The following is a 466-nucleotide window of genomic DNA, read 5'->3' on the forward strand; positions in this document are numbered from 1 at the left end:
CTCATCCACATGCTTGCCGAGCGCTTCCGCTGCACCAAGGCGGTTGGCGTGCTGAAGGCGACTCATGGCTTGCCGCCGGCCGACCCGGCACGCGAGCAGCAGCAGATCGCCCGGCTTCGCCAACTGGCGAAGGATGCCCATCTCGACCCGGATTTCGCGGAAAAGTTCCTCAACTTCGTCGTCCGCGAAGTGATCCGCCACCACGAACAGATCGCCGCTTCCAACGGCGTGACGAAAACCAACTGAAACCCAATCAACGAACTTAGTTTTTAGGAGAAAAGAAATGCCCTTGAAGATCCGACTGGCCCGTGCGGGCTCGAAGAAGCGTCCTTACTACCACGTCGTCATTGCCGACGCCCGTTCGCCGCGTGACGGCCGGTTCATCGAGTCCATCGGCTCGTGGAACCCGCTGCTGCCCAAGGACGGCGAACGCGTCAAGGTCGACGCCGACCGCGTCAAGCATTGG

At 61.4% G+C, this 466-nt stretch carries 2 protein-coding genes; both read left to right on the forward strand.

The annotated features are described in order from the left end of the window. The coding region (locus EN994_RS34880; protein ID WP_127308320.1) for a chorismate mutase at window positions 1–246 on the forward strand (246 nt) is incomplete at its 5' end. A 37-nt stretch (window positions 247–283) separates the two neighbouring features. Further along, window positions 284–466, forward strand: a 183-nt coding sequence (gene rpsP / locus EN994_RS34885) for a 30S ribosomal protein S16 (RefSeq protein WP_127308321.1), incomplete at its 3' end; no start/stop codon positions are given.

The organism is Mesorhizobium sp. M7A.F.Ca.CA.002.09.1.1 (assembly GCF_003998555.1).
In the GTDB taxonomy this organism is placed as follows: domain Bacteria; phylum Pseudomonadota; class Alphaproteobacteria; order Rhizobiales; family Rhizobiaceae; genus Mesorhizobium; species Mesorhizobium ciceri.